Here is a 17564-nt window from a genome sequence, read left to right as displayed (position 1 = left end):
GTCAGGCCTCGCCGTCGATCAGGAAGGTGTCGCCCGACCGGACGAGCTGCAGGGTGACCGAGTCGGTGCGGCTCTCGCCCTCACGCTCGTACGAGTACGTGTACGAGACGCGCAGGTCGGCCGCGTCGGCGTCGACCTGCTGGACGTCGAGGTCGGAGACGCCGTCCCAGAAGCCCTTGTAGCCGTCGAGCCCGTCGCTCTCGGCCTGGAACTTCGGCGTGAGCATCGTGAAGCCCGTGTCGGGGTCGCTGCTGGCGGTCTGCAGGTAGTCGGTGACGAAGCCCTCGAGCGCCGCGTCGTCCGCCTCGGCGGGATCGACCGAGGGTGACGGCGACGGCGACGGCGACGCGGTGGCGGCGGGCTCGCTCGTCGAGGTGGGCGGACCGGCCACGGGACCACCGTCGTCGTCTCCGCCGAGGTTCAGCACGAACACGAGGGCGGCGACGGCGGCCAGCCCCGCCAGGACGATCAGGGCCGTCCGGGAGCGGTCGGCACGGCTGGCGGGCTCTCCGGCGGTGGCGGCGGGCGCGGCCGGCGCAGGGACGTCCGACGCGGCGTGGGCCGGTTCGGTCGCCTCGGCCACGGGCGGAGCGAGGGGACGGAAGGCCGTGGTGGCGGTCGGCTCGGCGGGCTCGGTCGTGTCCGCGAAGGCGGCGAAGCCCTGCGTCGCCTCGAGGTTGCGGGGCACGTCGTGCACCGAGCGGGTCGCGGCCCGCTCCTCGATCCACGCCATGGTCGGCCGGGCGTCCGGATCGCGCTGCATCATCGAGGTGACGAGCGTCGCGAGCTCGTCGTCGGAGTCGAGGCGCGGCGGCTCCTCGTTGACGATGCGGTACATCGCTCCGAGCACGTTGTCGCCGACGGCGTACGGCGGCTGCCCGTTCAGTGCGTGGAACAGGGTCGCGCCGAGCGACCAGACGTCGCTGGCGCCGGTCGCGGGGCGTCCGCTGGCGACCTCGGGCGAGAGGTAGGCGGGCGATCCCGTGACCATGCCGGTCTGGGTGAGGGAGGCGTCGGCCTGCGCGCGGGCGACCCCGAAGTCGGAGAGCTTCGCGACGCCGGCCTGCGTCAGCAGGATGTTGGACGGCTTGACGTCGCGGTGCACGATGCCGTGGGCGTGCGCGGCGGCCAGCGCCAGCGCCACCTGCTCGGCGATCGGCGTCAGCTCGTCGGGCGACAGGTGGCCCCGTTCGGTGATCAGGTCGGCCAGCGTCGGACCGTCGACGTGCTCCATGACGAGCCACTGGTAGCCGTCCTCGTCGACGAGGTCGAACACCGCCACGACGTTCTGGTGGTTGATGCGGGCGGCGAGGTGCGCCTCGCGCTCGGCACGCTCGAGGTCGGGCGTCGCTCCGCCGGCGGACATGCCGATCTGCTTGACGGCGACGTCACGACCGAGCACGGTGTCGTGGGCGAGCCACACGGCCCCCATGCCACCCCGGCCGATCTCGTGGCCGAGCTCGTACCTGCCGCCGATCATGCTGCTCCCGTCCACCCGAAGAATCGCCCCGGTTGTCCAAGATAGGGGGTCGCCCGGCGCGGCGCCTCATCGTGCGGCGTCCGTCACCAGGTGTCGACGGCCGCCCCGCTGCCGACCAGGCGTCCGTCGCGGGCGGCGGCCGAGACCAGACGGGCGAGGAGCCCGCGTGTCTCGGCGGGGTCGACGACGTCGTCGATCTCGAAGTGCCGGGCGACGTTGAGCGCGCCCGCCTGCGCCTGGGCGTGTGCCGTCAGCTCGCGCACCTGCTGCTCGCGCTCGTCGGGATCCTCGATCGCCGCGAGCTCGTCGCGCATCGCGAGGCGAACGGCTCCCTCGAGCCCCATCGCCCCGAGGTGGGCACCGGGCCAGCCGACCGTCATGAGGGGCTCGTGGGTGCTGCCTCCGAGCATCGCCTGCGCGCCGAGGCCGTAGGCGCGGCGCAGGACGACGCCGATCAGCGGCACGCCGAGCCGCGCTCCGGCCACGAGCAGCCGCGAGGTGTGACGGACGAGACCGGTCTGCTCGGCGTCGGGCCCGACCATCATGCCGGGGGTGTCGACCAGCGAGACGACGGGGAAGCCGTGCGCGTCGCACAGCTGCAGGAAGCGGGCGGCCTTGTCGCCGGCGTCGGCGGTGATGGCACCGGCGGTGTGGCGCGTGTCGTTGGCGACGAGACCGATCGTGCGGCCCTCGAGGCGTCCGAGGGCCGTGACGAGCTCGGGCGCGAACGTCGGACGCAGCACCGTGACCGAGTCGTCGTCGCAGATCGTCTCGATGACGGGGGTGACGTCGTACGACGTGCGCTCGCCCTCGGGCACGGCCTCGCGCAGCCACGACTGGTCGGACGCGGTCCAGTCGTCGACCGGGCCGAGGAAGTAGCCGAGCAGGTGACGGGCCTCGGAGACCAGCTCGTCCGCGTCGACCAGGACGTCGATGACGCCGTTGGCGGTCATGACGTCGACGGGCCCGACGTCGGCGGCGGCGACGTCGCCGAGCCCGCCGCCCGCGATCATGGCCGGACCGCCCATGCCGAGCGACGCCCGGGGTGTGGCGACGATCAGGTCGGCGCAGCCCGCGATGACCGCGTTGCCGGCGAAGCAGCTGCCGTCGACGACCGCGATGCGCGGCACCCGGCCGGACAGGCGCGCCCACGCCGCGAACGTCGTGACGTCGAGGGCCGAGACCAAGGGGATGTCGGTGTCGCCCGGGCGTCCGCCGCCGCCCGATGCGAAGAACACCGTGGGCAGCGCGAGCTGGTCGACGACGTCGATCAGCCGGTCGGTCTTGCGGTGGCCCCGCATGCCCTGCGTGCCGGCCATGACGAGGTAGTCGTACGACATGACGGCGCACGCGTGGCCGTCGATCGTCGCGATGCCACCGACGATGCCGTCGGCGACGGTGCGGTCGAGCAGGTCGTCGACGCTGCGCCGCCCGGCCTGGGCGGCGGTGACGTAGCGGCCGTACTCGACGAAGCTGCCGGGATCGACGAGGTCGGCGACGTTCTCGCGGGCGGTGCGTCCGCCCCGGGCGTGGAGGCGCTCGACGGCGTCGGGCCGTGCGGAGTCCTCGGTGAGGGCACGGCGGGCCAGCAGGTCGAGCAGCTCGGGTCGGATCGTCACTGTCGCACGCTAACAGCCACGGGGGAGTGACGATCGGGAGAACGGAGCGTGTCGTTCCTTGACTCATTCAAGTTTGGCCGTAGGCTGGGGTCATGCCCACCGCATCGGAGATCGAGCAGCTCATCCGAGCGTCCGACCTCCGCGTCACCCGCCCCCGCGTGGCGGTGCTGTCGGCCATCCACCAGCACCCGCACGCCGACACCGACACCCTGATCGGCGCCGTGCGCGCCGACGTGGGCGACGTGTCGCACCAGGCCGTCTACGACGTCCTGCGGGCCCTGACGGGTGCCGGGCTCGTGCGGCGCATCCAGCCGTCCGGCTCGGTCTCGCGCTACGAGGCGCGGGTCGGCGACAACCACCACCACGTGGTGTGCCGCTCGTGCGGGTCGATCGCCGACGTCGACTGCGCGCACGGGGCCGCGCCGTGCCTGGTGGCGTCCGACGACCACGGCTACGCGATCGACGAGGCCGAGGTCATCTACTGGGGCACGTGCCCCGCGTGCGCCGCCTCGCGCACCCCCTGACTTTCACAGATCCCACCCTCCGTCCGGAAGGAACGACATGACCGAGAACAACCCGCACCACAACGCCGTCGTCGGCGACATGGACGACGAGAGCAACGAGGGCGTCGCGAAGTGCCCCGTGATGGGCGGCGAGCGCTCGCACCCGACCGCCGGCTCGGCCAACCAGGAGTGGTGGCCCAACCAGCTCAACCTGAAGATCCTGCGCAAGCACCCCGCCGTGGCCAACCCGCTGGGCGAGGAGTTCGACTACACCGAGGCGTTCAACAGCCTCGACCTGGCCGCCGTGAAGGCCGACCTCGCCGAGCTCATGACCGACTCGCAGGACTGGTGGCCCGCCGACTTCGGCCACTACGGCGGCTTCTTCATCCGCATGGCGTGGCACAGCGCCGGCACGTACCGCACGTTCGACGGGCGGGGCGGCGCGGGAGCCGGCATGCAGCGCTTCGCGCCGCTGAACAGCTGGCCCGACAACGGCAACCTCGACAAGGCCCGCCGCCTCCTGTGGCCCATCAAGAGGAAGTACGGCGCCGCGATCTCGTGGGCCGACCTCATCATCCTGACCGGCAACGTGGCCCTCGAGACGATGGGCTTCAAGACCTTCGGCTTCGCCGGCGGACGTCCCGACGTGTGGGAGCCCGACGAGGACGTCTACTGGGGCCCCGAGAGCGAGTGGCTCGGTGGTGAGCGCGGCGGCGAGCTGCGCTACACCGGCGACCGCGAGCTCGAGAACCCGCTGGCAGCCGTCCAGATGGGCCTGATCTACGTCAACCCCGAGGGCCCGGAGGGTCAGCCCGACCCGCTCGGCTCGGCGCGCGACATCCGCGAGACCTTCGGCCGCATGGCCATGAACGACGAGGAGACCGTCGCGCTGATCGCCGGCGGTCACACGTTCGGCAAGACGCACGGCGCGGGCGACCCCGACCAGTTCGTCGGCCCCGAGCCCGAGGGCGCCCCGATCGAGGAGCAGGGCCTCGGCTGGAAGCAGTCGCTCGGCGACGGCAAGGGCGACAACGTCATCACCAGCGGCCTCGAGGTCACGTGGACGTACCACCCGGCTCGCTGGGATAACGAGTACTTCCACATCCTGTTCGGCTACGAGTGGGAGCTGTTCCAGAGCCCGGCCGGCGCCAACCAGTGGCGTCCGAAGGACAACGCCGGTGCCGACATGGTGCCGCTGGCGCACGACGACACGCAGCGCCGTGAGCCCCGCATGCTGACGTCCGACCTGGCCCTGCGGTTCGACCCCATCTACGAGCCGATCGCGCGCCGCTTCAAGGACGACCAGGACGCCTTCGCCGACGCGTTCGCGCGCGCCTGGTTCAAGCTGACGCACCGCGACATGGGCCCGATCCAGCGCTACCTCGGCCCCGAGGTGCCGCAGGAGGAGCTGATCTGGCAGGACCCGCTGCCCGTCGCGCCCGCCGAGGTCGTCGACGCGGACGACGTCGCGACGCTGAAGCAGCAGATCCTCGACACGGGCCTGACCGTCTCGCAGCTCGTCTCGACCGCGTGGGCGTCGGCGTCGACGTTCCGCAGCAGCGACAAGCGCGGCGGCGCCAACGGTGCCCGCATCCGTCTCGAGCCGCAGAGCGGCTGGGAGGTCAACAACCCCGACCAGCTCGCGACCGTCCTGCGGACCCTCGAGGGCGTCCAGTCGGCGTTCAACGCCGAGGGCACGAAGGTCTCGCTGGCCGACGTCATCGTCCTCGGTGGTGTCGCGGGTGTCGAGCAGGCGGCCAGGGCTGCCGGCCACGACGTCACGGTGCCGTTCACGCCGGGCCGCACCGACGCCTCGCAGGAGCAGACGGACATCGAGTCGTTCGCGGCTCTCGAGCCGGTGGCCGACGGGTTCCGCAACTACCTCGGCAAGGGCAACCGTCTGCCGGCGGAGTTCTCGCTGATCGACCGCGCGAACCTGATCGGTCTGAGCGCGCCCGAGCTGACCGTCCTGATCGGCGGCCTGCGCGTCCTCGGCACGAACTACGACGGTTCGTCGCACGGCGTGCTCACCGACGCGCCCGGCACGCTGACGAACGACTTCTTCGCCAACCTGCTCGACCTGGGCACGCAGTGGACGGCGACGTCGGACGCCTCGGACGTCTTCGAGGCGCGTGACGGCAGCGGCACCGTCCGCTGGACCGGGACGCGCAACGACCTGGTGTTCGGCTCGAACTCCGAGCTGCGCGCCATCGCCGAGGTCTACGCCAGCGACGACGCGAAGGACAAGTTCGTGAAGGACTTCGTCGCGGCGTTCGACAAGGTCATGAACCTGGATCGTTACGACCTGGTCTGACCCACCCCCTGACCAGGGCCCCCGCCGGTGTTGCTGCCGGCGGGGGCCCTGCCGTTCCCGCGGAGCGGAGCGGGGCGAGGCGGAGCGGTGGCGGCGCCACGTATGGGGCGCGCTGACACGTGGCTGCGCCACCGCGTGGTCGTGGGCTGCTACGAGCCGGGGCCCGCGGTCTCGCCGAACCGGCCGTCGCCGCGGTGCTTGGCCCCCTCGCGGTCCCCGCGCCGCACGGCCCGGCCCTCCGCGTGCCGCATGACCTGCACCTGCTCGTCGCGGGAGAGCTCGTCGAAGCTGGGTCCCGTGCGACCGACCCGGCGGTGCCGACGCAGGACGAGCCCGGCGACGACGACGACCAGTGCTGCCACGATGATGACGAACCACATGACGACCTCCTGACGGTGGACCAGGCTGTCAGTGTAAGCCTGTCACTCCGCTGACGAGCCGAGGATCGTTCCGTGGCAGCGTCGCGGTGCCGGCGCACGCCTTGTCACGGCCGGTTACCGTCGACACCGATGCCACGAACTCACCCAGTCCAGCCCCGGTCGTCGGGAGCCGGCAAGCGACGGGCGCAGAAGCCCGCCCCATCGGTGGTGCGACTCGTCAGGCGCAGTCCAGGACGTGGCGTGCTCGCCCGGCTCCGGATCTCCCCGGCGATGATCGGCGTGGTCGCGATGACGGCTGCCGGTGTGGGGACGTTCGCGACGTCCGGAGCCAGTGCCGCCGACGCCGAGCTGACCAGCCTGACGGACTCCTCGCCCGCCTCGTTCGTGATGACCGCGGCGCAGGTCGGTGCGGCCGACGGCAAGGTCGACGTCAGTCGCGGCTTCGACCGTCCCCGGCTGGCGCAGCAGGCCGCCCAGCAGGCGTCGCAACGGGCCCAGGCGCTCGAGGAGCTCGATCGCGACATCACCGCGACGGCCGAGGAGGCCGAGCGCGCGGAAGCCGACCGGGTCGAGCAGGAGGAGAAGCTGCGAAAGCAGTGGGTGCTCCCGGTCGTCGGCTACACGCTCACCGCCCGGTTCGGCCAGCAGAGCAACCTGTGGTCGAGCGGCGCGCACACCGGGCTCGACTTCGCCGGACCGTCGGGCAGCGAGATCGTGTCGGTGGCCGCCGGCACCGTCACGTCGGCCGGGTACGACGGCTCCTACGGCAACCGCACCGTCGTCACGCTCGACGACGGCACGATGATCTCGTACTCGCACCAGAGCCGCTTCGTCGTGGCGGCCGGCGACCAGGTCACGCCCGGCCAGGTGATCGGCTACACCGGCTCGACCGGCAACGTCACGGGCCCGCACCTGCACCTCGAGGTCGAGCTGCCCGGCGCGGGGTTGACCGACCCCGAGCCGGTGCTGCGCGAGCACGGCATCACGCCCTGACGTCGCCCAGCTGCTGGTCGATGGGGACGGTCCCGGCCACCGTGACGTCGCCGGTGTGAGCCGTGGTGACGGTCTCGATCAGCACGATCTCGACCTCCTCCTCGGCGATCGGGTTGTGCCGCACGCCGCGCGGCACGACGTGGAACTGGCCCGGCTCGAGGACCACCTCGACGTCGCCCTCGAGCTGGATGCGGAGCCGGCCGGAGACCACGAGGAACATCTCGTCCTCGTCGTCGTGCGCGTGCCACACCAGCTCGCCCAGCAGCTTCGCGACCTTGACGTACTGGTCGTTGACCCGCCCGACCACGCGCGGCGTCCAGTGCTTCTCGACTTTCCGGAGCTCGGCGGCGACGTCGATGCCGGACAGGGGGCTCATCGAGTGCCTCGCGGTGCGGTGATCACCGTGTCATGGTGTCACCCGCGCCCGGACCTCGAGCACGAGTGCAGCGAATGCCGCGCGGCGTGCTCCGTACTCCTCTACGCTGGGCCGACTTCACACCTCGACCCATCGGAGCTGCGATGCCTGCCGTGCACCGGCCGTCCGTCTGGATGATCGCCTGTCTGGCCGCGGCGCTGTGGAGCGTCGTGCTCGCACCGTCGGCGGCCCACGCGGGGGTCAGGACCGAAGGGTTCCCCTGCACGATCGTCGGCACCAACGGCAGCGACGTGCTGAGGGGGACGCCCAAGCGCGACGTCATCTGCGGTCGGGGCGGGAACGACGTCATCCGGGGCGGGGGCGGCCACGACCGGATCGACGGCGGGACCGGCAAGGATCGCATCGACGGGGGAGCGGGACGCGACTTCATCGTCGGCGGACCCGGGAACGACGTGCTCCACGGCAACGCCGACGCCGATATCGTCAAGGGCGGTGACGGCAACGACCGCATCGAGGGCGGCGCAGGCAACGACCAGATGCTGGCCGGGCGGGGCAACGACCGGTTGAAGGGTGGCTCGGGGACCGACTCGCTGGTGGGCAACGCCGGGACGGACCGACTCGACGGTGGCACCGGAGCGGACAAGATCTCCGGCGACGGCGGTGACGACGTCATCGACGGCCAGAACGGCGACGACACGCTCGCCGGCGGTGACGGCGACGACCTCGTGATCGGGCTCAGCGGCGACGACTACCTCAGCGGCGGGCGGGGCACCGACCACGTGGACGGCGGTTCCGGCTTCAACCTGTGCGACGTCCCGGACGCCGGCGACCGACAGCTGCGGTGCGCCACCGACACCGCGCCCCCGGTGGTCGGCGCGGTGGTCCCGTCACCCGCGGTCGTCGACGTCAGCGCGGGAGCCCAGCGCGTGCGCGTCTCGGTCCGGGTCACGGACGACACGGGCGTGACGTCGGTCCAGATCGGCACGGGCAGCTCGTTCATGCAGTCGGGCACCACGAGGGACGGCATGTGGACGGGATACGTCGACGTACCCCGGTTCAGCCAGCCCGGCCCGCGATCGCTGTTCGTCTACGTGCGCGACCGCGTCGGCCGGTCGTCCTTCGTCGAGCGCGACGGCGTCTTCACGGTGGTCAACAGCCGCGTCGACCAGGCGATGCCCGTCGTCACGGCGCTGAGCCTGAGCACCACGTCGGTAGACGTCCGCTCGTCGGCGCAACCGGTCACCGCGACGGTCGACGTCTCGGACGACCTCGCCGGCGCGAAGGACGTGCGCATGTGCCTCATGGAGCGCGACGCGGAGAGCGACGGCTACTACGTCGCGACCGTGTGCGCGTACATGGCACAGGTCTCGGGCGGGCCCCAGAGCTCGACCTGGCGGGGCACCGCCTCGGTGCCGCAGGGATCGGTCGGAGGCACCTGGAACGTCCAGATCCTCGTCGACGACGCAGCCGGGATCCGGCCGACCGACGTGTGGAACGGCCCTGATGCTCATCGGCAGCGCGATGCCGACGACCCCACGCAACACCTCATCCCCGGCGGTGCAGGTGCCTTCTCGGTGCTCGGTGTCGCGCGAGCCTCTGACCCGCCGGCGCTGACGTCCGTGACCCTCAGCCCCGCGACGGTCGACACCTCGCGCGGCGCGGTTCGCGTCACGGCCACCATGACGGGCACGGACGACGAGGGCATCACCAGCACCCGGCTGAACATCGGCGGGCAGGTCAGCCCGACCGGCATCAGCGGGTACATCGACATCGCCAACGTCACCAACTTCACGCTGATCAGCGGCACGCCCCGAGACGGCACCTGGCAGACCACGTTCGTGGTGCCCGGGGGGACACCGGACGGCACGTACTCGATCCAGGCCGGGTTCTCCGACGCACGTCGCTCGACGAGCTGGGCTTCTCCCGGTTCGAGCGGGGGTTCGAACGGGAGTCTCGATCGCACCCCGTTGCCGTCGACGACGCACTTCGTCGTCGCGAACTCGCCGTGACGGGGCGATCGTGCGGGTTGTTCACAGCCTTCTTCTCGCTACGGTCGAGTGTCGGTGGTGGCGTCCAGGTTTGAGGTATGGTCTCGTCGATTGCAGCTCCGATCGACGTCCTGGGTGACGTCGCTCGGGAGCAGGCGCGGGCTGAGGCGCGGTCGGTGGTGGCGATGCTGGAGTTCCGTGACGCCGAGATGGCGCGGACCGAGTCGCTGGAGTCGCCGATGCGGCGGCTGGTCGAGCGCGGCGCGATCGCGCTGGCCATCGGTGAGGCGATGGGATTGTCGGAGGGGCAGGTGGTGCAGCGTGAGGCCGACCTGCTGGTCGCGTGGTGCACCGACTCCGGCGCCACCGAGGCCGCGATCGACGCGAACATCGGCGTCACGATCGGCGCGGACGTCCTGGCCGGCGCGAACCCCGGCTTCGCCGAGTCCACCGACGGCACCTGGGGCGTTCCCGCCCAGTGGATCGCCGACATCGTCGGTTCTGGGAGCACGTTCTGGCACCGCATCATCACCGACACGATCGGCGCGGACGTCCTGGCCCACGAATACCTCAGCAGATTTGCCCCCGACATCCTCGACGTCGCCCTCAGATTCCTCTACGGACCTGCCAACGGGTGCCGTACCCCGAAGGCCCCACCAAGGGAGACAACCTCGGACCGTTGTGCAGAAGGCACCACACCTGCAAGGGGCACGGCATCCTGCACCGGACCACCAGACCCGAACCGGTGAACCCGGCCGCCTGACCACGCCTCAGTGGGGCTCGTCGGGCAGGAAGAGCACGCGCCGGAGGGCACGTGGCATGGTCCAGTTGGCACGGCCGAGGACGCCGACCAGTGCCGGCGCCAGCAGGCCGCGGACGATGAGTGCATCGATCGCGATGCCGAGCGCCAACGCCGTGGCCAGCACCTTGACCTCGACGGTCGGGACGGTCGAGAGGGCGATGAACGCGAAGAACAGGATCAGCGCGGCGGAGGTGACGAGGCGTCCGGTGTTGGCGATGCCCTCGACGACGGCACGGTCGGTCGCGGTGCGTGCGTCGATCACCTCCTCGGCATCCGGTGCCATGAGGCGGTCGTACTCCTCGCGCATCCGTGACAGGAGGAACACCTCGTAGTCCATCGACAGGCCGAACAGGAACGCGAAGGCCGCGATGGGCACCCAGATCGTGATGACGCCGGACGCCGACTGGTTGAACAACAGCTCCGACCCGAAGCCGTCCTGCCAGATCAGCACCGTCACGCCGTAGGCCGCGGCCAGCGACAGCACGTTGAGCGCGAGCGCCTTGATCGGCAACCACAGCGATCGCAGGGCGCGTGCCAGCAGCAGGAACGTCACGATCGCGACCCCCAGCACGACCCAGACGACGTCGCCGTAGACGGCGGTGACGAAGTCGGCGTCCTCCGCGGGCGTGCCGCCCACGCGGGCGCCCGTGTCGTCGGCGACGTCGCGGACCCGGTCGAGCGTCGCGCGCCCGGCGTCGCTGGACGGATCGGCGGTCGTCCAGACCTGCAGGAGCGCCTGCCCGTCGACGGTCCAGCCGTCCGACGTCGGAGCAGTCGCAGCCGCGACGCCGTCCACGCGCTGGAGCCGGTCGAGGACGGCGGGGGCGTCGGCGTCCTCGACGAGCACCTCGGTCGGACGCACCACGCCGTCCGGCAGTCCGGCCGACACCGCTGACGTCAGCGCCGACGACGCAGGGGTCGAGGACGACACGCCGCTGACCTGCGGCGTCCCGAGCGTCAGGTTCAGCGCCGGGGCGGCCAGGGCCAGCAGGACGGCGACCGAGCCGACGACCGTGAGCCAACGGTGGCGCAGCACGCCGGTCGTGATGCGTGCCCACAGCCTGCTGCGCGTGACGGCGGGCTTGCGCCGCGGCCAGTTGAGCCTCGGACCGATCGCGCTCAGCAGCGCCGGCACGAGCGTCAGCGAGATCGCGACGCTGAACAGCGGGATCAGCAGCCCGCCCAGACCGATGCTGCGCAGGAACGGGATCGGGACGAGCACGAGAGCAGCCAGCGACACGGCGACCGTCACGCCGCTGAACAGCACCGAGTGACCCGCGGTCGCCATCGCCGTGCGCACGGCGTCGTCGTTGTCGAGGCCCTTGGCGCGCTCCTCCCGCCAGCGCGTGACGACCAGCAACGAGTAGTCGATCGCCACACCGAGACCGATCAGCGCGATGAGGTACTCGACCACGGCCGACACGTCGGTCACGTAGGTCAGCCCGAACAGCGCCAGGAACGTGCCGAGGATCGAGAACGCCGCCACGAGCAGCGGCAGCCCGGCGAGCAGCGACCCGAACACGAGGGCCAGGACGACCAAGGCACCGATGCCGCCCAGCAGGATCTCGAAGAGGATGCTGCGGTCTCCGCCGCCGCCCTCCTCGAGGACGCTGAACCCCGTCAGGGTGACCTCGACGCCGTCGGACGACGCACCTTGGGCGATCTTCTCGAGGGCTGGTGCCGCCTCCAGGTACGGATCGGCACCGGGGACGACCGGGGGATAGGCCACCGCCACCGCCTCGTCCCCGCTCACGGCCAGCACGTCGGCGCCGTCGTCGCCCGGCGCGACGGTGCGGGTGCCGGGCACGGCGTCACGGGCGGCGTCCGCCACCGCGCCGGCCCGCTCGGCGGCACCGTCGCCCTTCACGACGAGCAGCAGCGGATCATTCAGCCCGCCGTTGCCGAACTGCTCGATGATCTGCTCGTTGGTCTCGTACGCCGCCTGGCCCGGCAGGGCGAAGTCGAACGAGAGCCGGTCGACCGTCGTGGGGGCGGTGACGGCACCCGCCACCGCGACGAGCAACCACGTCAGTGCGACGACGATCCGGTGCTTCAGGACCAGGGTGGTGAGAGCGCGCATGCGACGATGTCCGTCCGTGGGTATAAGGAACCTGATGGCTATCAGGGACCTTACACTCGACTCATGATCGAGGCACGTGATGGCTGGAGCGGCGGAGACCCCGATGCCTTCACGGCTCTCACCCTGGTGCGGGTCTCCCACGCGATGAGTCGCGTCTTCGCCGCCACGCTGGCCCCCCACGACCTCGCGCCGTCGCACTTCAGCGTCCTGCTCCACCTCGTGGAGCAGCCGGGTCTCAGCCAGGCCGCGCTGGCCCGCGAGGTGCTCGCCACGCCCCAGTCGGTGGGGGAGATGCTCCGGACGATGGAGGAGCGCGGACTCATCGAGCGCACCCCGCCCCCGGGCCCGGGCCTGCCGATCGCGGTGCACGCCTCGCCCGCGGGACGCGCTCTGCTCGACCGGGTCACGCCCGACGTCCGCGCCGCCTTCACCCCGGCAGCGATGGGCATCGACGATGCGACGTCCGAGCAGATGAACGTCGACCTGCACGCCATCCTCGCCGTCTTCACGAGCTGACGAGGGGACCGATGACACGCGGACGGTCACTGCGCCGGTGGCTTGCTGCCGACAGGGCGCGAGCCCGACGTCTTCGGCAGGAGCGGACGTTCAGGAACAGCGCGATCTGGGGCATCGTCGCGATCACGCTCGGCGTGGGGTGGTCGACGATGTGCCTCGCACTGGGCGTGGTCGACCCGTTCCAGCTCGGTCTGGCCGCCCTCCTGGTCTGCCGAGGTGTGCCTCTCGTGCTGGCCGGCGTGGGGCGCTGGCGCGCCGGTGGCGAGTTCAACCTCCCCGGTCGGGCCGGCCCTCTGCTGATCTCGCCCCCGCCCGAGCGGCGGGGCGACTGAGCTAGCGCCGGAACGTCACGTGGGTCGTGCCGCTCTCGGCGATCTCGGTCGTGACCCGGTGCGTGAGGTCGAGGCCGCCCAGCCCGCCCCACACCCGGACACCTCGCCCGAGGACGATCGGGGCGATCGCGAGGTGCACGTCGTCGACGAGGCCCGCCTGCAGGAAGTCGCGCGCGGTGCCGACGCCGCCGCCGATGCGGACGTCCTGGCCGTCCGCCGCCGCGACGGCCTCGGCGAGCACCTCGTCGACGAGCGCGTCGCGGAAGTGGAAGGTCGTCCCACCCAAGGTCAACGACGGACGGGGCGCCGTGTGGGTGAGGACGAACACCGGCATGCCGAACGGGGGCTCGTCACCCCACCAGCCCTGCCAGGCCGGGTCGTCGGGATGGGCGTGGAGGCCGAACATGCCGGCGCCGAGGATCTCGGCGCCGACGCCCTCGAAGTACGCGGCGGCGTAGGCGTCGTCGACACCCGTGGTGCCGGCGCCGGTGGTGTCGCCGAACACCCGCTGCTGCATCGTGCGGGTGGCGGTGTAGGCGTCCATGAGTCGGCCCCAGTCCTCGCCCATCGGGTTCTCGGCACTCTGACCACCCGAGGCGTACCCGTCCAGCGAGATGTTCAGGTCGACGCGCACACGGGTCATGTCAGCTTCCTTCGATGGGGGGAGTGGGGACGAACTCGGCCGGCGGTCGACCGTTCTGCAACCAGTCGAGCAGATCGAGGAACGCGCGCTCCGCCGCGCGCTTGGGCATCGGCTCGAGGCGGAGGACGGGGTCGGCGTCGACGAGCCACCGGCTGCGGTACACGGTGTGGTGGAGCACCCATCCGACGATGCTGACGACGCCCGGGAGGGCGCTGAACCAGTGGACGACCTCGACACCCTTCGTCAGGTCACGGAGCTCGCTGCCGCGGGGGCGCAGGGTGACCCACACCGCTGCGTCGTCGACGACGACCCGGCGGTTGAAGTAGTCCTGTTCCTGGCGCACGGACCAAGACTGCCAGAGTCAGACGTCGTCCTCGTGGTGCGTGATGGCCCGGTTCAGCACGTCCGCGCTCCGCTGGGCGAACGATCGCCGCGCGCTCGGGGCGACCGCGTCGATCGTCCGGGTCACCCGGTCGAAGCCCGACGGGTCGTCCAGGTCGATGTCGACCGACACGACGGCCGGGTCACGCGAGAGCGACATCCGCACCACCTCGGGCAGCAGGATCACCGCCGCCGCGACGGCCTCGGCGCTCGCCCGGCTCTCGAACTCGTAGATCACGGTGGCGCTCACTGCTGCATCGCGGACTCTCTTCGCTTCTCGTGGGGTGACGAGTCGCGGGGTCCGGGCGACGTTCAGGGTTCCAGCATGTCACCCGGCACCACATCCGCTCGAGCCGCGTGGCGTCTCCTCGACGCGAGGTGCGCGATGACCGCCGCGACGACGCCCGCGCCGACCGGGATCGCGAGGGCGACGCGCAGGTCGGTCGCGTCGGACAGCGCCCCGACGCACGGTGACGTGACGAGGAACCCGAGCCGCATCAGCCAGCCGAGCATCGCGACTCCCGTGCCCGGTGACAGGCCCGGCACCCGGTCGGCTGCGGCGAAGGCCGCGGGAACGAGCGTCGCGCTGCCGAAGCCGGCCAGGGCGAACCCGACGAGAGCGACCGCCGCCGTGGGGCTGGTGGCCGCGACGACCATGCCGAGGCCGATCAGGACACCGCCGGCGCGAGCGACGCCCTCGCGTCCCCACCGGTCGGTCATCCGGTCGCCCAGCAGGCGGCCGACGAACTGGGCACCGATCATCACGGAGACGGCCAGACCGGCGACGGCCACCGGAGCGGTCGTCTCGTCCCGCATGAACAGCACGGACCAGTTGTTGGCGATGTCCTCGATCAGCGTGCCGCAGATCGCGAGCAGCACCAGCGGCGCGAGCAGGCGCCACGCTCGCGGCGAGCCCGCCTCGGCCGCTGCCGTCGCAGCTGGCGCGTCGACGACGGGCTGGGCGGCGGCCCCGGACGTCACGAGGCGACTCGCGACCAGCGCGGCGATGCTCCACACCGTCCCGTTGACGACCATCTGTACCCCGATGCCGACGTCGAGAGCCGCCGACACCGCGCCGATCACGCCTCCGGTCGCCGCGCCGAGGCTCCACACCGCGTGCAGCGAGTTGATGATCGACCGTCCGTACGACTTCTCGACCGCGATGCCGGCGACGTTCTGCGCCGCGTCGACGATCGCGTCGGTCAGGCCGGCGGCGAAGAGCGCGGCGGCGAACACCCACGCGCTGGGGCTCCCGCCCGCGACCGCCATCGTCGTCGCCAGGACGATCGAGCCCACCCACGTCACCCGGGTGGCGCCCCACCGCCGGATCATCGGAGCGGCAGCGGCCGCGGCGCAGATCGCACCGGCCGCGAACGCCACGACCGTCAGCCCGAACTGCGTGTCGCTCAGGCCGAAGTGCGCCTTGATCTCGGGATACCGCGGCAGCAGCGCGCTGAACAGGACGCCGTTGGTGAAGAACATCAGGGAGGCGCCCAGACGGCCGCGTCGATCGGCCGAGGACGGTGCGGAGGTGGATGTCACGGCACGACCGTAGGTGATTGGATGATCACGTGCAGCGATCACTTCGACACAAGGCGATCATCCACGCGATCAGCGGTCGCCGTGAGGTGCTGGTGGCCGATCTCGTCGAGCTGACGGGCGCCTCGGCCGTCACGATCCGCCGCGACCTCGCCGAGCTCGCGTCGCACGGCGCGCTGAGCCGGACGCACGGCGGGGCGCGCCAGGCCTTCAAGCGCGGCAGCCCCCTGCCGTTCTCGTCCCGCCTCGACAGCGACCTCGACGCCAAGCTCGCGCTGGCCGAGGTCGCCGCCGGCCTCGTCGCCGACCACGAGTCGGTCATCGTCGACAACGGCACGACGTGCCTCGAGGTCGCCCGGTGCCTGGCGGGACGTCCGGTCACCGCGCTCGCCCTGTCGTTGCACGCCGCGGCCGCCCTCGCGTCACGACCCGGCGCCTACGTCACGGTGCCGGGCGGCCCGGTCGAGACCGACAACCTCGCCATGACGGTCGCGGGCCTCGAGGCCGTCCGCGACGTGCGGGCCGACGTCGCGGTGATCGGTGCGTGCTCGGCCTCGTCGACGCACGGGCTGACGTCGACGACGTTCGAGGACGCCGCGCTCAAGCGGGCGGTCATCGCGGCGTCGAGCCGGACGGTCCTGGTCGCGGGCGCCGAGAAGCTGAGTCGCTCGTCGACGTTCCGGTTCGCCGGCCCCGAGGACCTGACGCACCTCGTCACCACGAAGGACGCACCGGACGACCTGGTGGCGATGTTCCGCGACCTCGGTGTCGTCGTCCACCTCTGCTGAGCCCCTAGGGTGGGGGCATGGACGACGAGACCCTCCTGCGCCGCGTCATCGACCTGGCCGCCGGCGCGCGCCGCGACGGCGAGGCGCCGTTCGCGTCGCTCCTGGCCGCACCCGACGGCTCGGTGCTGGCCGAGGACCGCAACACCGCGCGGTCGACGGGTGACGAGACGGCGCACCCCGAGCTCAAGCTCGCGATGTGGGCCGCCCGCGAGCTGACCCCGGTCGAGGCGGCCGAGGTCACGATGTTCACGAGCTGCCAGCCGTGCGCGATGTGCACGGGCGTGATCGACCGCGTCGGTCTGCGGCGCGTCGTGTTCGCGCTGTCGTCGGAGCAGCTGGGGGCGATCGCGCCCCAGCCGGTCCGTCGTCCGGTCCCGCTCGACGGGCCGTACCTGCACGACGAGATCCGCGCGGCGATCGGTAACCACTACACGGCGTCGTGACCGTCAGCCGATGTGCAGCTCGGTGATCCGGTCGTCGTCGAGGGTGAACCGGTAGCGCACGTCGGCGACGCCGCCGGGGAAGTCGCCCACCAGGCGGATCGCGACGACCCAGTGCTCGTGGTCCGGGCGATCGGTGCCCGTCTCCTCGGACGTGTAGGTGTACTCGCTGCCGGCGTCGCCCAGGAAGCGCAGGATCGCGTCGGTGCCGCGGAACGTCTCGCCCTGGTCTGTCACCACGGCATCGGGGGAGAAGCAGCGGATGGCGGCCGGCGCGTCGTCGGCCCCGTGGGCGTCCAGGAAGGTGCGGATCGGGTGGGGCACGGAGATCGAATGCTCGGAGGAGGTCATGCCCCCAGCGTGGGCCCTCTCCCCGGGGGAGGGTGAAGA

Annotated in this window: 19 protein-coding genes; 9 read left to right on the top strand and 10 right to left on the bottom strand. The window is 71.7% G+C overall.

Going from position 1 to position 17564, the window contains the following annotated elements:
- Position 1: 1 nt before the first annotated feature.
- Both ASD10_RS11875 and ASD10_RS11870 read right to left on the bottom strand, forming a co-directional pair.
- A complete protein-coding gene (locus tag ASD10_RS11875; RefSeq protein WP_056608633.1) occupies positions 2-1480 on the bottom strand; it encodes a serine/threonine-protein kinase in 1479 nt (492 codons plus the stop codon).
- Positions 1481-1563: 83 nt separating this feature from the next.
- Positions 1564-3099 (bottom strand): acyl-CoA carboxylase subunit beta, encoded by a 1536-nt coding sequence (locus tag ASD10_RS11870; RefSeq protein WP_200938259.1) that lies wholly within the window; start codon positions 3097-3099, stop codon positions 1564-1566.
- A 92-nt stretch (positions 3100-3191) separates the two neighbouring features.
- Here ASD10_RS11870 and ASD10_RS11865 point away from each other — a divergent pair, with 92 nt between their 5' ends.
- Together ASD10_RS11865 and katG are read left to right on the top strand one after the other, a co-directional pair.
- Positions 3192-3623 carry a Fur family transcriptional regulator gene (locus ASD10_RS11865; protein WP_056608632.1) on the top strand — a complete coding sequence of 144 codons (432 nt, stop codon included), beginning with the start codon at positions 3192-3194 and terminating at the stop codon, positions 3621-3623.
- 37 nt (positions 3624-3660) lie between these two features.
- Positions 3661-5916, top strand: a complete 2256-nt coding sequence (katG, locus tag ASD10_RS11860) for a catalase/peroxidase HPI (protein ID WP_056608629.1) — start codon at positions 3661-3663, stop codon at positions 5914-5916.
- Between the two features lie 149 nt (positions 5917-6065).
- On the opposite strand, the gene ASD10_RS11855 is transcribed toward katG, so the two are convergent.
- Positions 6066-6296, bottom strand: a complete 231-nt coding sequence (locus ASD10_RS11855; protein WP_056608626.1) for a hypothetical protein — start codon at positions 6294-6296, stop codon at positions 6066-6068.
- 240 nt (positions 6297-6536) lie between these two features.
- Here ASD10_RS11855 and ASD10_RS11850 point away from each other — a divergent pair, with 240 nt between their 5' ends.
- A complete protein-coding gene (locus ASD10_RS11850) occupies positions 6537-7289 on the top strand; it encodes a M23 family metallopeptidase (protein ID WP_056608623.1) in 753 nt (250 codons plus the stop codon).
- Here the strand turns inward: ASD10_RS11850 and ASD10_RS11845 are convergent.
- Entirely contained in the window at positions 7279-7665 is a 387-nt protein-coding gene (locus ASD10_RS11845; RefSeq protein WP_056608620.1) for a cupin domain-containing protein, read from the bottom strand. The genes ASD10_RS11850 and ASD10_RS11845 overlap by 11 nt on opposite strands.
- A 143-nt stretch (positions 7666-7808) precedes the next feature.
- On the opposite strand from ASD10_RS11845, the gene ASD10_RS11840 reads away from it, so the two are divergent.
- Positions 7809-9674: a calcium-binding protein gene (locus ASD10_RS11840; protein ID WP_056608618.1), complete on the top strand. Its 1866-nt coding sequence runs from the start codon at positions 7809-7811 to the stop codon at positions 9672-9674.
- Between the two features lie 158 nt (positions 9675-9832).
- Complete coding sequence (locus tag ASD10_RS11835; RefSeq protein ID WP_157432563.1) at positions 9833-10402, top strand: hypothetical protein; 570 nt, start codon at positions 9833-9835, stop codon at positions 10400-10402.
- A 21-nt stretch (positions 10403-10423) separates the two neighbouring features.
- On the opposite strand, the gene ASD10_RS11830 is transcribed toward ASD10_RS11835, so the two are convergent.
- On the bottom strand, positions 10424-12535 hold the full coding sequence (locus ASD10_RS11830; protein WP_056608612.1) for an MMPL family transporter: 2112 nt from the start codon (positions 12533-12535) through the stop codon (positions 10424-10426).
- Between the two features lie 63 nt (positions 12536-12598).
- Between ASD10_RS11830 and ASD10_RS11825 the strand changes: the two genes are divergently transcribed.
- Positions 12599-13051: a MarR family winged helix-turn-helix transcriptional regulator gene (locus ASD10_RS11825; RefSeq protein WP_056608611.1), complete on the top strand. Its 453-nt coding sequence runs from the start codon at positions 12599-12601 to the stop codon at positions 13049-13051.
- A gap of 11 nt (positions 13052-13062) precedes the next feature.
- Positions 13063-13383: a hypothetical protein gene (locus ASD10_RS18825; protein WP_157432562.1), complete on the top strand. Its 321-nt coding sequence runs from the start codon at positions 13063-13065 to the stop codon at positions 13381-13383.
- A gap of 1 nt (position 13384) precedes the next feature.
- Here the strand turns inward: ASD10_RS18825 and ASD10_RS11815 are convergent, their stop codons facing one another.
- The 4 genes from ASD10_RS11815 to ASD10_RS11800 form a co-directional block, all read right to left on the bottom strand.
- Positions 13385-14026 carry a dihydrofolate reductase family protein gene (locus tag ASD10_RS11815; RefSeq protein WP_056608605.1) on the bottom strand — a complete coding sequence of 214 codons (642 nt, stop codon included), beginning with the start codon at positions 14024-14026 and terminating at the stop codon, positions 13385-13387.
- A gap of 1 nt (position 14027) precedes the next feature.
- The gene (locus tag ASD10_RS11810) at positions 14028-14369 is read right to left on the bottom strand and encodes a hypothetical protein (RefSeq protein WP_056608602.1); all 342 of its coding nucleotides are present in this window, start codon (positions 14367-14369) and stop codon (positions 14028-14030) included.
- An 18-nt stretch (positions 14370-14387) separates the two neighbouring features.
- Positions 14388-14657, bottom strand: coding sequence for a hypothetical protein (locus ASD10_RS11805; RefSeq protein WP_056608599.1), 270 nt, complete (start codon positions 14655-14657; stop codon positions 14388-14390).
- A gap of 62 nt (positions 14658-14719) precedes the next feature.
- Positions 14720-15949 carry an MFS transporter gene (locus ASD10_RS11800; protein ID WP_200938258.1) on the bottom strand — a complete coding sequence of 410 codons (1230 nt, stop codon included), beginning with the start codon at positions 15947-15949 and terminating at the stop codon, positions 14720-14722.
- A 29-nt stretch (positions 15950-15978) separates the two neighbouring features.
- On the opposite strand from ASD10_RS11800, the gene ASD10_RS11795 reads away from it, so the two are divergent.
- Entirely contained in the window at positions 15979-16734 is a 756-nt protein-coding gene (locus tag ASD10_RS11795; protein WP_056608592.1) for a DeoR/GlpR family DNA-binding transcription regulator, read from the top strand.
- 17 nt (positions 16735-16751) lie between these two features.
- Positions 16752-17177 carry a nucleoside deaminase gene (locus tag ASD10_RS11790; RefSeq protein WP_056608587.1) on the top strand — a complete coding sequence of 142 codons (426 nt, stop codon included), beginning with the start codon at positions 16752-16754 and terminating at the stop codon, positions 17175-17177.
- 3 nt (positions 17178-17180) lie between these two features.
- On the opposite strand, the gene ASD10_RS11785 is transcribed toward ASD10_RS11790, so the two are convergent.
- A complete protein-coding gene (locus ASD10_RS11785) occupies positions 17181-17525 on the bottom strand; it encodes a nuclear transport factor 2 family protein (RefSeq protein WP_056608584.1) in 345 nt (114 codons plus the stop codon).
- Positions 17526-17564: the final 39 nt, after the last annotated feature.

Source organism: Aeromicrobium sp. Root472D3 (assembly GCF_001426485.1).
Classification (GTDB): Bacteria; Actinomycetota; Actinomycetes; order Propionibacteriales; family Nocardioidaceae; genus Aeromicrobium.
The sequence above is the reverse complement of the archived record's forward strand: the minus strand, read 5'-3'. Positions and strand labels throughout refer to the sequence as shown.